The sequence below is a fragment of the Undibacterium sp. Di24W genome (assembly GCF_049340325.1).
Lineage (GTDB): Bacteria > Pseudomonadota > Gammaproteobacteria > Burkholderiales > Burkholderiaceae_D > Undibacterium.
The window spans coordinates 173,119-187,404 of the sequence record NZ_JBMPOP010000009.1 but is presented as its reverse complement, the minus strand read 5'-3'; the positions used below and the strand labels follow the sequence as shown (position 1 = coordinate 187,404).

Sequence of the window (14,286 nt, the reverse complement as noted above, 5' to 3'; positions counted from 1 at the left end):
CAGGACCGTGAAACGACTTTGCGCCGATGATAGTGCTGCAACCAGTGTGAAAGTAGGTCATCGTCAGGCTCTTATTCCGCATCGCCCCTGATTCACTTCGAATCAGGGGCTTTTGCTTTTTGCGCTTTAAATCAGAACCTCTTCATTCTACTTCAAATTAAAATCATTCAATAATTTGCTGTTCATTGATTTATCCGCCAAACTTCCACCAATATGCAGTCTTTAAATAAAAAACAAATCATCGTGATCGGTGCTGGTCCGGCCGGATTGATGGCCGCTGAACACGCCATTTCAGCTGATATCAGCGTTGATGTGTACGATGCTATGCCATCAGTTGGGCGGAAGTTTTTGTTGGCGGGTAAGAGCGGTATGAATTTGACTCATGCTGAAGCACACGAGAATTTATTGTCACGTTACAGCGATAGCTCGTCACAACTTGAAGCTGCGTTAAACGCGTTTCCTGCAACCGTGATTCGTGATTGGGCTGACAGCTTGGGAATTCCGACTTTTATTGGTAGTTCACAGCGAGTATTTCCAATTGATATGAAAGCGGCTCCGTTGTTGCGCGCTTGGCTACATCGTTTGCGTGAGTCTGGTGTGAAATTCCATATGCGGCACAAGTGGCAAGGGTGGTCAGAAAAGGGGCATGTTTTCCATTCGCCAGAAGGTGTGAAAAACGTTAATGCAGATGCTTGCATATTTGCTTTTGGAGGCGCTAGTTGGCGACGCTTGGGATCTGATGGTGCTTGGCTTACTCCTTTTCAAAATAATCAACTATCAATTACACCATTTGAAGCTAGTAATTGTGGCTTCGAGCTGGTGTGGACAGACTACTTTAAGCAAAATTTCGCGGGCAAACCATTAACATCAGTCTCTGCATCAATTGTGACCGAATCTGGCCTGACTCAGAAACGACAAGGGCAATTTGTAATTAGCGACACGGGGGTTGAAGGTAGCCTCATTTACGCACTTTCGTCACAGATTCGTGAACAGATTCGAAACACAGGCAGCTGCGACCTCCTGATAGACCTTTTACCAGGAAGGGAATTGGAGCGCGTCCAAAGAGAATTGAGTTCGCCTCGGGGTTCGCGCTCACTATCTAGTCATTTGCGTAGTAAACTAGGCCTACATCCGATTCATACAGCATTAGTCTATGAATGTTTAGAGTCCACGCAAATTCAGGACGTCCAACAATTAGCTTTGGCATTAAAAGCCATGCCACTTCGATTGCTGCGTGCTCGACCTATTGATGAAGCGATAAGTAGTGCGGGTGGTTTGAATTGGAGCGAACTGGATGAGCATTTCATGTTAAAGAAGATGCCAGGACATTTTTGTGCGGGCGAAATGCTAAACTGGGACGCCCCGACAGGTGGCTACTTACTGAGTGCATGTTTCGCGACCGGCGCGGCGGGGGCGCAAGGTGCAATCAAATGGATAAAGCAGCAAGGTTAAGAACATAGGGGCAAGGAATACTCAAGTGTCAGCAATAGAACCGATAAACATCATGGGAGAGGCAGCAATCGCGAGCGATGTCGCCTCCCCATGCGTTAAAGCTTGCAAGATAAATGCGGAAACAAATCTGTGTAGTGGCTGCCTGCGTACCTTAGACGAAATTATTGTCTGGAGTAAGGCTAGTAACGCGACGAAAGTGGCAATCTGGGCGAAAATAGAGGAAAGAAAGAAACTGTAAGGTGCATAGGTTAAGCCAGAGAGATTTCACAAACTATTCAAGTTTCATTGAGAAATTGCCGTAAAGCACTTAACACTTAATGGGAATCTATTATGCGAACCAGTTATCTCTTTCTATGTCTTTTTTTCTTCGCCTTAAGTGCCCGAGCTAACGACCCTGTCACGAAACCGATTAAACCCACATCAGCCAAGGAAGAGGCGTCTGCCCAGGCGAAAGAAGAAACTAAGCCGGTAAAAGACACAAAAGCTAGCCGTGAGTCAAAAGCTAGCGACGCTAGCCGACTGAAGGAAGCGCAGGCAGCGGATGAGTTAGCGCTAAAAATAGCGGAGCGCCTGGCCGCCATACGTAAAGACAAAGACGAGGTTCCCAAATCAGTTAATCGGCCTTATGTGCGTCCTTATACAGTGCCAGCAAGAGTCGGCCAAAGCAGCCTTGAGAAGACCAAAAAGGTAGCCGTGCACAATGATGCTACCCATTGGTCTTATGAGGGAGACGCGGGGCCATTAAGCTGGGGCAAACTTAGTAGTGCAAACACGAAATGTGACCTGGGCGAACGCCAATCTCCGATTGATATTCGCGATGGAATTCGGGTTGAGCTTGATCCTATCAATTTTGACTACAAGTCCGTCCAGTTTTCCGTACTAGATAATGGCCACACCATACAAATGACACCAGGCTCCGGCAATTACCTGAATGTATCGGGTAAGAACTATGAAATGCAACAGATGCATTTTCATCGCCCCTCAGAAGAACGAATCAATGGTAAGGGCGCGGAGATGGTCGCACATTTGGTGCATAAAGATCGTGAAGGAAAGTTGGCCGTAGTAGCGATTCTAATGGAGGTCGGTGAGGACAATAAAATTATTCAAGCAGTTTGGAATAATCTCCCATTAGAAAAAAATGAGCCTATCAAAGCGTTGAGTAATATAGATCTCGGCGAATTGATTCCAAAACGCCGTGATTACTACACTTACATGGGCTCATTGACCACGCCACCCTGTAGTGAAGGCGTTTTGTGGTTAGTGATGAAAGAGCCAATCGGTATCTCGCCAGAACAACTGGCAATATTCGCACGGCTCTATCCAATGAATGCACGTCCATTGCAGAGAAGCTCGGGTCGCATAATTAAAGAATCTCGTTGAGTAAACCGATTCAGGCATTTCAAATACCTTTAAAATCGAACTTATTTGAAAGTGAAAAGCCTGATGCAAACGCTTAATATCATTGGCGCTGGGCGCGTAGGGAAAAGCCTAGCTCGCCTGTTTTTCGACAAACAGATTTTTGAGATAGCTCAGGTTTATACGCAAAGCGCAAAAACCAATCTAACTGCGCTCGAATTCATTAGTTCGGGTATCGGCATCACTGACATAAAGCAAGTTCAAGTCGCAGACATCACCTTATTAGCGGTGCCCGACGATCACCTAGTTGACACCACGAAAGCATTACTTGAATGCGGAGCACTTCCCGTGGGTGGTCTACTCTTTCATTGTAGCGGATCAAAATCCTCACTCGATTTGTTGGCACAAGTTCCAGCATTAGATCAATTACAAATACAGCTCGCCAGTGTCCACCCTGTACGAAGTTTCGCTGATGTAGCTGCAGTGGTAGAGGATTTTTCTGGCACTATATGTAGTATCGAAGGGAGTGCTCGAGCTTTGGCTATCTTGGAATCTGCGTTTGTAGGGATAGGCGCACAACTAATTCCGGTCAAACCAGAGGCTAAAATGCTTTATCACGCGGCCTCTGTGTTTGCTAGCAATTATCTGGTCACTCTAATGGATATAGCGATTGATGCTTATTGTGCTGCCGGAATACCTATGGAATCTGCGCACAAAATGGCGCGAGCGCTTTCCGCTAAAAGCTTAGAGAATGTATTTAACCTCGGGACGATGTCTGCTTTGACTGGGCCGATTAAGCGCGGTGATATGAAGACTGTGGCCTATCAACAAGAAGTCGTTACAGCTTGGGATGAGCAGCGCGGCGCGGTCTATCAGGCGTTTATTGCGCCGACCATAGCATTAGCGCAAAAGACAAGGGACTGAAAAAGTCAGTGCACATTTAATTTATCAAATCACTTAGCGTAGCTTGCTGGAAATTGTTCTGTTCATTTACTCTGAAAAATACACGCTGTTACGACCACTTTCTTTGGCTTGATACAGGGCTACGTCAGCACGCTCGAAAACACTGTCTTCACTCTCATGCAGCTTACATTCGGCGACACCCATACTGACGGTTAATGATAATTTTGTCTTGGCAAGATCGGTAGTACGGGAGAAATCATTGGCAGCAATGGTGGTACGTAGATTCTCCGCAATTGAAGTGGCTTTTTCTAGCGTGCAGTTTTTTAACAATAATAAAAACTCTTCGCCACCCCAGCGACAAATGACGTCGCTTTCACGTAAAGAACGCTTCGCAATCGCCGCAATTTCACGTAACACATGATCACCGATTAAATGACCCTGCTTATCATTAATTTTTTTAAAGTGATCAATATCCATCAATGCCACACACAAAGGTTGGCGAGAACGTTCACTATCGAGAATCGCTTGTTGAAAGACAAAATCAAATGCCTGACGGTTTAAAAGCTTAGTCAAGGAATCGGTAGCAGCAGATTTTTCTATACGTTGCTGATAACGGCGCACGGAGAACAGTACGATCAAAATAACGGTCAGTGTGATCCCTAAGCCTATCGATGCATTCACCAATAATAATTTTTGTAAGGGCTGTAATTCACCTGCCAAGTCTTGCTCAACCAATAAGTGCCAACCTAACTCAGGTAAAAATCGGGAATTAACAAAAATGCTCCCGTTATCATTGACATACTCTAGGTGCAGAGAATCATTTTTTGTATTACCTAAAATTTGCTTGCTAAGCTGCTCAAGTCCTGGAATCTGCGCAATATTGGTTTTCTTTTGTCTGAAAGAACTACTTGAGAGTACGACATTTCCTTTTTTATCGACAAAATAAATGGTTCTTTGAAAGCGCGTTTGGTAGCTATCAATCAAACGTTTCATCGTGTCGAGCGTTAGCCCAATACCCACTGCACCGATAAATTTCCCACTGTAATCAACCACTCTATAATTGGTAAAAATCGTGATGCTGTCACGGTTTGCCAAATCAGCATCGACATTAGTTTCATAGTCTGATTTTAAATTTTTTACCCGAAAAAACCACTGGTCGCGCGGTTCGTTCTCTTTCACAGTCTTCAGCAGACCATCACCATAGTAATAATTTTTGGTCAGATCACTGACTAGAAAACTTGAAATAGCCTGATTTTTCGTTTTGATTTCTTTTAGATACTTGGTGATCTGCTGAGCATCTTCTTCGCCGTTGATGATCCAATCTTTGACAAAAGTGTCATGGGCCATTTGTGCGGACACAAAAACCGGTCGCAAAATATCTTTTTGAATTTCAGAGTACACATTGTCGCCGGTAATCGGTAGCGTATTCTCCGACAGGCCTCGTTGCAAAGCCTCTTTTGAAACCATATAGCTAGTCGCCAAAACTGCGACGAATCCTAATATTAGAATCAGGGAAATCCATATCAATAATATATATTGTTGTAATGATTTTCTCATAGGCTCACAGCCGCGTGTTTTTTGAGTAGGAGGAAGAATTGGCGGCAAATGCCAAGCCGCTAAGACCCACGATCATACTATAAACCATGCGTTTTTATACCTCTTTAGCATATTGAGGCGAGCATTTTCTCTAGCGAAAAGCGATTTACTGATCAAAATGAAACAGCTTATTTTCCTGATAAGGCGGCACGAACCGAAGATTGCCGCTAGGATGCCCTATATGATGCTACTTTGCCGTTTTACATGATTTGAAACTGGATCTGCGTCCCCTAAAAAAACAATGCTCGGTCTGCTCCTATTGATTTTGCTGTAAGACCCCATCTATAGTAGTGTACTAATCCTTTCCTAACTAGGATAAAAATGAATACTGCCGACAGAACTTCTGTACCATTAATTGCTTCTTACTTTTGCGCCGCGCTGGCACTATTTTTGGTGTTGAAAGCTGGACTATTGGTTGCTCTATTTTCAGGATTGTTGCTCTATTCTTTGGTGCGGCTTTTAGTGCCCACCATACAGCGTAAATTCAGCAATCAACAGGCGCGTATGATTGCGGTGGTTTTTTTGTCGGTGACGATCATTCTTGCGATCAGTTTTAGCATTTGGGGCGTGGTCGCATTTCTGCGTAGTGACGCGGGCAATTTGCATACTTTGCTTAAGAAATTAGCCGATCTGATTGAATCGTCGCGCCAACAATTACCACTTTGGGTGACTACTTATTTGCCTGAAGATGTTGAGTCATTAAAACGTATTTTGACAGACGCCTTGCATGAGCATGCGGGCGAGGCAAAGGTATTGGGACAAGAAGCCGGGCATTTGATAGTGCATTTATTGTTAGGTATGGTGATCGGTAGTATGGTCGCCCTGCAAGATGCAACTAGCGTGCATCACTACCGTCCTTTTGCTGCAGCTCTACAGCAAAGAGTTGCTATGTTGGCGGACATGTTTCATCGTGTCGTGTTTGCACAAGTCAGGATCTCTTTGATCAATACGACATTTACTACCATTTTTCTGGCAGTCATTCTGCCACTAGCGGGGGTACATTTACCATTGGTCAAAAGCATGATTGCGGTGACCTTTGTGGCCGGTTTAATTCCTGTTGTTGGCAATATTATTTCTAATACAGTTATCGTGATCGTCAGCTTGTCGTACTCTTTGCAAATGGCGGCCGTTTCTCTGGCATTCATGGTGATTATTCATAAATTAGAATATTTCTTAAATGCCAGAATTATTGGTTCGCAAGTTAATGCCAAAGCATGGGAGTTGCTGGTTGCAATCCTCGTTATGGAGACACTATTTGGCTTGCCTGGCGTAGTCGCTGCACCTGTGTTTTATTCTTATCTGAAGCGGGAATTGAGCGAACGTGGCTTGGTGTAAACTTATTGAAAGGAAGTAATCAGATGATTTTAGAATTAGCAGATATACAGATTCATAAAGGCCAGCAAGACGCTTTTGATGCGGCCATCGTGCGCGGTTTGCACGAAGTGATTACTCATTCGAAAGGATTCCGGGGCTTTAAGGTGAACAAGGGCATCGAGTCGCCGGAACGCTACGTACTGATGATTTTTTGGGATACTTTAGAAAACCACACAATCGATTTTCGCCAATCGTCAGCATTCGCTGAGTGGCGCAGTATTGTAGGATCTTTCTTTGCAACGCCACCTGTGGTTGAGCATTTTGATTTGTTGGCCAAATCGACCTAAAAATATTACTTGGCTCGGTTAGTAACCTGTTGGATTGAGGTAGGTATTTACGGTGGTATTTTTTTAATCAAGTCATTAATTCACTTATAAGGTTCAAGGCTTTGTTGCCTTGAGAATGTTAGATTTGCCCCAAGTTGTAAAGACTGCTTAGTCCGATGCTTCCGTGCTGTACCTCGACTCTATTATATTTTTGGTAGATACAGGGTCTTCTTTTTTTGTATGTAAAGGTTATTATGGTTCCCCACCTCGCCACCGCCTTAAACGGTCCCTTGCTTGATTTTGAGAGAAAGATTTTGGAAGCTACGCCTTCGATTGAGCGCTGGTTCCGTCTTGAATGGCAAGAGCATACACCGTCGTTTTACTGTTCTGTGGATATGCGTAACTCTGGTTTCAAACTGGCTCCAGTGGACACCAATTTATTTCCAGGTGGTTTTAATCATTTGGGTTCCGAGATGCTACCGTTGGCGGTGCAGGCATCGATGGCGGCGATCGAAAAATATTGTCCCGATGCACGTAATTTACTTTTGATCCCTGAAGGTCGTCCTTGTAATGCCTCTTATTGGCAAAATATCGCACGCCAGATGCAGATTTATCGTCAGACTGGATTGAATGTCCGGCTTGGTAACTTGGACGAAAGCTGCCAGCAAGATACTGTTATTGCCTTGCCAGATGGCGGTAGTTTGTTGCTAGAACCTTTGCAACGTTCGGCAAGTGGTCGTCGCTTGGGACTGAAAAATTTCGATCCTTGTACCATCCTATTGAACAATGATCTATCTACCCATATTCCGGCAATCTTAGAAAATATTCACGAACAAACTTTATTGCCGCCTCTACATGCGGGTTGGGCGATGCGTCGTAAAACGAATCATTTTTCAAGCTACGATGAGGTAGTGAAAAAATTTGCCAAAATGGTGGATATTGACCCATGGCTAATTAATCCTTTTTTTGCAAAATGCAGCGAAGTTGATTTTGAGGCGGGAACTGGGCTTGATACCTTGATGGCTACGGTCGATACGATCCTCTCCAAGATTCGTAAAAAATACAAAGAATACGGCATTAAAGACAAGCCATTTGTGATTGTGAAAGCGGATGCTGGTACCTGTGGCATGGGTATTATGACAGTACGTGATTCGCGCGAAGTACGTGATTTGAATTCCAAACAACGTAATAAAATGACGGTGGTGAAGGATGGTCGCGAAGTACATGACTACATCGTGCAAGAAGGCGTCTACACTTTTGAACAGATCGATGAGAGCGTAGCAGAGCCTGTGGTGTATATGATAGATCGTTATGTCGTCGGCGGATTTTATCGGGTACATCAAGATCGTGGTATTGATGAAAATCTGAATGCGCCAGGGATGGAATTTGTACCGCTCGCATTTGCCCAGCAACATGCGGTTCCAGACATGCGTGCCAAACCGGGTACTGCTGCGCCGAATCGTTTTTACATGTACGGTGTTGTGGCACGCTTGGCACTGTTGGCTGCATCGTTAGAGTTAGAGAAAACTGATCCTAATCCAGAGATTTATTGACCGATTTTTTTTGCATTGATTTTACGTTGTTTTAATAATTGTATTTGCCTTGGATAAATGATGAAAATAGCTTTTCTTACTGACCCTTTAGCGCAGTTTAAGACATACAAAGATTCGACTTACGCGATGATGGTAGAGGCGGTTGGGCGTGGACATCGCATTTTTGCTTTCGGCCCGGCTGATATGGTTTTAGAAGCCGGTGAAGTTCGTGCAGCAGTGCAGGAAATTAGCTTGACTGGAGATGCAAACGCTTGGTATCACTTGAGCGAAACGCAGGATTTGGGATTGCATGAGTTTGATGCGGTTTTACAGCGCAAAGATCCACCATTTGACATGGAATATATCTATGCCACCTATCTTTTAGATTTGGCAGAACTTCGTGGTGCGAAAGTCTTCAATAAGCCTTCAGCCATTCGTGATCACAATGAAAAATTGAGTATCGCTCAATTCCCGGAATTTACGACGCCCACCTTGGTTACGCGCGATGAGCAAAGAATACGGTCTTTTTTTGCAAAACACCGCGATATTATTTTAAAACCTTTGGATGGCATGGGAGGCGCTGGAATTTTCCGCATTCGTGAGGATGGTATGAACCTCGGCTCGGTGATTGAAACCCTGACCAATAATCAAACACGTACCATTATGGTGCAAAAATATATTCCCGAAATCGTGCATGGTGACAAACGAATCTTGCTAATTGGCGGCGCGGTGGTTCCATTCGCTTTAGCACGCATCCCTCAAAATGGCGAAGTCCGCGGTAATCTTGCTGCTGGTGGTATAGGCGTAGCTCAAGAATTAAGTAACCAAGATAGAGAAATTGCTGAAAGTCTGGCGCCACAGCTTTCCGAACGTGGCTTGTTGCTGGTAGGATTAGACGTGATAGGAACTTGTTTGACCGAAGTGAATGTGACAAGTCCAACTTGTTTCCAAGAAATTTTTCAACAAACTGGGTTTAACGTGGCTGGCATGTTTATTGACGCATTAGAAAAGCGAGTGTTGGCTTAGGATATGATTGTTGCTCTATGCTATGTGCTTGAAATTGGCGCGATTTTGTTGTCGCCCAGATTAGGATAATGGAATGGTAGGTTTGTTGTTAATGACCCATGCGCCACTAGGCACTGCATTTTTGCAGGCGGCTGCGCACGTCTTTCGGAGTAAGCCGGAGCGCCTTGAGGCAATTGATGTCGTAGCCGATCAGAATGTTGATGACGTGAATCGTTTGGCGCTTGAAGCTGTGCGCCGTCTCGATGATGGCTCTGGTGTTTTGATTATGACGGATATACTTGGTGGAACGCCTTCAAATTGTTGTAGGCAACTAGGGGATCCAAATCAAGTTTCCGTCATCGCTGGAATTAGTTTACCTATGTTATTACGCGCTATTACCTACCGCCAGGATGCCTTAGATGTGGTGGTCGAGATGGCTTTAGCAGGTGGTCAGAATGGTGCCACGCGGGTTGAAAATCGAATTCGGATTGCTGAAAGTTAAGAACTTCTCTTTTAGCACCAACTCTTAATTTAGAACTAAAGTGAATGCAAAATGATTCAACAAGACATTGAAATAATTAACAAGCTTGGCTTACACGCTCGTGCTTCTGCAAAATTGACACAATTAGGTGGCAAGTTTAAAAGTGAGGTTTGGCTTACTCGGAATAATCGTCGTGTGAATGGCAAATCAATTATGGGCGTCATGATGCTGGCGGCGGGTAAAGGTAGCAAAATATTATTGGAAACCAATGGCGAGGACGAACAGGCCTGTTTTGATGCAATTGCAGCACTGATTAATGATCGTTTCGGTGAAGGCGAATAAAGTTCCTGTCGCTTGCTGGTAATTTTTTAGTGCCTGATAACTATAAATAGAAGTACATAAGGGAGACTAAGTGGCATCTTTTACTTTACAAGGCATCCCTGTTTCTCGCGGCATTACGATAGGACGTGCCCATCTTTTGCGTCCCGCTGCAATGGATGTAAAACACTATCTGGTAGCACAAGAACAGGTTGAGGCGGAAGTTGTTCGGCTGCAAAAAGCAATCGCCCAGGTACAGCTAGAATTACAGACTATTTGGTCCGACTTGCCGACGGACGCGCCTACAGAGCTTGGCGCGTTTCTCGATGTACACGCTTTAATTTTATCTGACCCTATGGTGTCAGAGGCGCCTTTAGATATTATCCGTTCCCGTCACTACAATGCCGAATGGGCCTTGGTAACTCAAATCGATGCGTTGTCTGCACAGTTTGATGAAATTGAAGATGAATATTTACGCGAGCGTAAAGCAGATATTCAGCAAGTTGCCGAGCGTGTATTAAAAGTCTTGACGGGCACCGCGCATCAATTGCCGCGTGCAACAGGTGTCGATGAACGCAATGCCAATATGATCGTCGTCGCGAAAGACATTTCGCCAGCCGACATGATGCAATTTCGGGATGTTGCTTTCACCGGGTTTGTGACCGATGAAGGTGGCCCGAATTCACATACCGCGATTGTCTCGCGTAGTTTGGGCATACCTGCTGTTGTCGGCTTAGGCAACGCTTCACATTTGATCGTGCAAGATGACTGGTTGATTATTGATAGCGATGCTGGTGTAGTGATCGTTGCGCCCTCGCCACTAGTGATCGCACAATACCGCGACCGTCAGGCGGCCTTGCTCAAGGCCAGGAAAAAACTTCATAAGTTGAAAAAGACGCCTGCGATAAGTCTCGACGGTATTGAAGTGACATTGCTCGCGAATATTGAATTACCTGAAGACGCGCACGCTGCCATGGATGCAGGCGCAAGCGGTGTCGGTCTATTTCGGTCGGAATTTCTGTTCATGGGGCGAACCAGTGTTGAGACCCAGTTGCCTGACGAAGAGGAACAGTTTATCGCCTACAAACAGGCAGTGCAAACCATGAAGGGCAAGCCAGTCACGATTCGTACTTTGGATGTTGGCGCGGATAAACCTTTAGATCACAACGAACATAATATTTTGAATCCAGCACTAGGCTTGCGAGCGATTCGCTTTTGTTTGAAAGAGCCGCAAATTTTTTTGACGCAGTTAAGAGCCATTTTGCGCGCCTCAGCTTTCGGTAGTGTGCATATTCTGATTCCTATGATTGCGCATGCCTTTGAGATTGATCAGTCTTTAGCAATGATTCAACAGGCGAAAGATGGATTGCGCGCGGAGGGTATAGCATTCGATGACGGAATTTTGGTGGGTGCCATGATAGAAATTCCGGCGGCAGCTCTGAGTTTGCCGATGTTCGTTAAAAAGCTCGATTTTCTGTCTATCGGTACCAACGATTTGATTCAATACACTTTAGCGATCGATCGCGCAGATCATGAAGTTGCACATCTGTACAACGATACGCATCCTGCGATTTTGCAGTTACTAGACATCACGGTGAGTGCTGCTATCAAGGCGAACATACCAGTTGCGATTTGTGGTGGTATGGCTGGAGACGTTAAATTGACACGGCTCTTGATCGCCATGGGCTTTCGGGAATTGTCGATGCCAGCTGCTTTATTGCCCGAAATTAAACAGGAAATTTTGAACTCCAATATCGCCGCTTTGGAGCCCAGCGCAAAAAAAATGTTACGTACTTTTGATCCTCGTATTGCTCAAGAACTGCTCTATGGTATGCAACAACAGCAATTTGTTTAATTTATATATGCTTACTAAGCACTTGCAACATATAGCAATAGCTTGTTATATATAGTTTAAATAGTTTTTAAAATTGCCACAAAGAAATGTTTGTTTCATTAAATATTTATGTGCAACAAGCAAATAGCGGTGGTTTTTTAGCACGTATAGACTTACCTTTGAGCAAAAAAGGAGTATATTCTAAGCGAGCTTTAGGCTCGCGGAATGAAAAGCAGGCTTTCAGGTTTTTCAGCAAATGCTAGTTCCCCTTATTGCTGTCAATAAACATTGCTAAAAGCTTCAAGTTTCAAACGTTAGTTTTAATGACGTGTTCGTACTTTGAGAAATATAAATCGTTTAAATCATTATTTGGCTGGATAAACATGAACTTAACTACAATGAAAGTGGGTAAGCGCCTCGGGCTCGGTTTCGCACTTGTTTTAGTGCTGCTAGTTGCGGTCACGACCTTGGGTATTTCTAGGATGTCGTTAATCCAAGATCGACTTGAAGACATTGTGAATGTGAGCAATGTTAAGAGTCGCTTGATTATCGATATGCGGGCTATTGTCTATGATCGACAGGTGTCTCTGCGCAATTTAACTCTGCTAACTGATATAGATGATATGGCCAAAGATCTGAAAAAGATCGATGAACAGTCAAAGAATTATGGGGAAAAAGAGTCTAAATTAGCCGAGATGCTAAAGAACGAAAGTACTTCTTCTTCGGAAGAACGTACTCTCTTTGCGAAGCTGAAAGAAAAAGAGAAAGCCGCGGCTTCTTTGCCTAATACGGCAAAAGAGCTTGGCCTCGCGAACAATCCAGAGAGCGCTACGATTGCGTTAATTAAGAAAGTTCGTCCAGTCCAGGAAGAATGGCTCAAAGTATTGGATGAGCTGGTCGCGACAGAAGATAAGCAGAATGCGGTGGTAGCGGAAGAAGCAAAATCAGCTTTTGGTGGCGCACGTAATCTTTTATTATTGTTAGGTTCCTTAGCTGTAATTTTGGGTGTGATTGCCGCAGTAATTATTACTAGAAGCCTGTTGAAGCAATTAGGTGGTGAACCCGACTATGCAGCTGATATTGCGAGTCAAATTGCCGCCGGTGATTTATCTGGCATTATTGATACTAATAGTGGCGACTCTGAAAGTTTAGTGGCCGAGATGAAAACGATGCGGGATAGTTTGGTTAATATTGTGGGGCAGGTGCGCGTTGGTACTGATACGATTGCTACTGCGTCGCGTGAAATTGCCACGGGTAACTTAGATCTGTCCAATCGTACCGAGCAACAAGCAAGTTCACTTGAAAAAACTACGGCGTCTATGAAGGAATTGACGACCACAGTAAAACAGAATGCAGACAATGCACGGGAAGCGAATAAATTGGCAGCGTCGGCATCTGATGTTGCGCGTCAAGGTGGTGAAGTGGTTGCTGAAGTAGTCAATACGATGAGCTCCATTAATGAATCCGCGAAAAAGATTGTGGACATTATTAGTGTGATCGACGGTATCGCATTCCAAACCAACATTTTGGCTTTGAATGCTGCAGTTGAAGCTGCACGTGCAGGTGAACAGGGTCGTGGATTCGCCGTAGTTGCATCAGAAGTACGTAGCTTGGCGCAACGCAGCGCCGCTGCAGCGAAAGAAATCAAAACATTGATTGGTGACTCTGTCGAAAAAGTTGAAATTGGTAGCAAGTTGGTTGGACAGGCGGGTGCTACGATAGATGAGGTGGTATCTAGTGTCCGTCACGTGACCGATATTATTGCTGAGATTAGCGCAGCAAGTCAGGAACAAAGCTCTGGTATTGAAGCGGTTAACTCGGCGATTATTGAGATGGATGGTATGACCCAACAAAATGCCGCTTTGGTTGAAGAAGCTGCTGCTGCTGCTCAAAGCTTGCAAGACCAGGCGGGTGAGTTGGCTAAGGTGGTAAGTATTTTTAAATTGAGTGCAGCAGAAACCGCTTTTGCAAATCGCCCAACTCCAGCAACCCCGCGTCGTGTTGAACCCGCAGTCGCTCAGAAAGCAAAGCCAAAGGCAACGGTGAAGTCCTTACCGGCAGCTAAGCCGGCACCCAAAAAAGCCACGCAAGCGAAACCTAGTGAAGATGATTGGGAGGAGTTTTAATCATCTGGTGGTTTGATAGCTTTGGTCTTTAGTTAATAGCGAA

The 14,286-nt window shown here is 44.6% G+C and carries 13 protein-coding genes; 12 read left to right on the top strand and 1 reads right to left on the bottom strand.

Translation table 11 applies throughout. The annotated features are described in order from the left end of the window. Window positions 1-213 precede the first annotated feature (213 nt). The 4 genes from ACO0KZ_RS18300 to ACO0KZ_RS18285 all read left to right on the top strand — a co-directional run bounded on the left by ACO0KZ_RS18300 (window position 214) and on the right by ACO0KZ_RS18285 (window position 3,732). Window positions 214-1,452, top strand: a complete 1,239-nt coding sequence (locus tag ACO0KZ_RS18300; protein ID WP_422997861.1) for a TIGR03862 family flavoprotein — start codon at window positions 214-216, stop codon at window positions 1,450-1,452. Window positions 1,453-1,477: 25 nt separating this feature from the next. After that, on the top strand, window positions 1,478-1,690 hold the full coding sequence (locus ACO0KZ_RS18295; protein WP_422997859.1) for a DUF1289 domain-containing protein: 213 nt from the start codon (window positions 1,478-1,480) through the stop codon (window positions 1,688-1,690). Between the two features lie 92 nt (window positions 1,691-1,782). Further along, the gene (locus ACO0KZ_RS18290; protein WP_422997857.1) at window positions 1,783-2,832 is read left to right on the top strand and encodes a carbonic anhydrase; all 1,050 of its coding nucleotides are present in this window, start codon (window positions 1,783-1,785) and stop codon (window positions 2,830-2,832) included. A gap of 63 nt (window positions 2,833-2,895) precedes the next feature. Next, a complete protein-coding gene (locus ACO0KZ_RS18285) occupies window positions 2,896-3,732 on the top strand; it encodes a Rossmann-like and DUF2520 domain-containing protein (RefSeq protein WP_422997855.1) in 837 nt (278 codons plus the stop codon). Between the two features lie 66 nt (window positions 3,733-3,798). On the opposite strand, the gene ACO0KZ_RS18280 is transcribed toward ACO0KZ_RS18285, so the two are convergent. Further along, entirely contained in the window at window positions 3,799-5,178 is a 1,380-nt protein-coding gene (locus ACO0KZ_RS18280) for a sensor domain-containing diguanylate cyclase (protein ID WP_422997853.1), read from the bottom strand. Between the two features lie 450 nt (window positions 5,179-5,628). On the opposite strand from ACO0KZ_RS18280, the gene ACO0KZ_RS18275 reads away from it, so the two are divergent. The 8 genes from ACO0KZ_RS18275 (at window position 5,629) to ACO0KZ_RS18240 (ending at window position 14,243) form a co-directional block, all read left to right on the top strand. After that, window positions 5,629-6,642 (top strand): AI-2E family transporter, encoded by a 1,014-nt coding sequence (locus ACO0KZ_RS18275; RefSeq protein ID WP_422997851.1) that lies wholly within the window; start codon window positions 5,629-5,631, stop codon window positions 6,640-6,642. Window positions 6,643-6,665: 23 nt separating this feature from the next. Beyond that, on the top strand, window positions 6,666-6,968 hold the full coding sequence (locus ACO0KZ_RS18270) for an antibiotic biosynthesis monooxygenase family protein (RefSeq protein WP_422997849.1): 303 nt from the start codon (window positions 6,666-6,668) through the stop codon (window positions 6,966-6,968). A 233-nt stretch (window positions 6,969-7,201) separates the two neighbouring features. Next, a complete protein-coding gene (gshA, locus tag ACO0KZ_RS18265; protein ID WP_422997847.1) occupies window positions 7,202-8,500 on the top strand; it encodes a glutamate--cysteine ligase in 1,299 nt (432 codons plus the stop codon). Window positions 8,501-8,560: 60 nt separating this feature from the next. After that, window positions 8,561-9,505 carry a glutathione synthase gene (gene gshB, locus ACO0KZ_RS18260; RefSeq protein WP_422997875.1) on the top strand — a complete coding sequence of 315 codons (945 nt, stop codon included), beginning with the start codon at window positions 8,561-8,563 and terminating at the stop codon, window positions 9,503-9,505. A gap of 73 nt (window positions 9,506-9,578) precedes the next feature. After that, window positions 9,579-9,986: a PTS sugar transporter subunit IIA gene (locus ACO0KZ_RS18255; protein ID WP_422997845.1), complete on the top strand. Its 408-nt coding sequence runs from the start codon at window positions 9,579-9,581 to the stop codon at window positions 9,984-9,986. Window positions 9,987-10,037: 51 nt separating this feature from the next. Further along, complete coding sequence (locus ACO0KZ_RS18250) at window positions 10,038-10,307, top strand: HPr family phosphocarrier protein (RefSeq protein ID WP_422997843.1); 270 nt, start codon at window positions 10,038-10,040, stop codon at window positions 10,305-10,307. A gap of 70 nt (window positions 10,308-10,377) precedes the next feature. Beyond that, complete coding sequence (ptsP, locus tag ACO0KZ_RS18245; protein ID WP_422997841.1) at window positions 10,378-12,138, top strand: phosphoenolpyruvate--protein phosphotransferase; 1,761 nt, start codon at window positions 10,378-10,380, stop codon at window positions 12,136-12,138. Between the two features lie 362 nt (window positions 12,139-12,500). Continuing rightward, complete coding sequence (locus ACO0KZ_RS18240; RefSeq protein ID WP_422997839.1) at window positions 12,501-14,243, top strand: methyl-accepting chemotaxis protein; 1,743 nt, start codon at window positions 12,501-12,503, stop codon at window positions 14,241-14,243. The last annotated feature ends 43 nt before the right edge of the window (window positions 14,244-14,286 follow it).